The sequence below is a fragment of the Saezia sanguinis genome (genome assembly GCF_003991585.1).
Classification (GTDB): domain Bacteria; phylum Pseudomonadota; class Gammaproteobacteria; order Burkholderiales; family Burkholderiaceae_C; genus Saezia; species Saezia sanguinis.
In genome coordinates, this window is record NZ_PQSP01000233.1 from 1 (window position 1) to 232 (window position 232).

1 pseudogene is annotated in these 232 nt (G+C 71.1%); it reads left to right on the forward strand.

The annotated features are described in order from the left end of the window. A pseudogene (locus CUZ56_RS16115) lies at positions 1-232 on the forward strand (hypothetical protein); the annotation flags it as partial.

Here is a 232-nt window from a genome sequence, read left to right on the forward strand (position 1 = left end):
GCCCTGGCCCCCGAGTCAACCGGCGGATACCGCCGTCGGCGGTGAGCCGGAGAAGACCTCCACCGATCCGGCGAACGGTTCGAAACCGGATACCGACACGAATGCGCTTACCGGCGAGACCGACAACCCCACCACCGCGGTGAACGAGACCGCAGCCGGAAGCGACGCGGAACCGTCCACCGCCGGTCACTCCCAGAACCCGGCTCCCGAGGCCGGTGCGGGCGCACCGGCC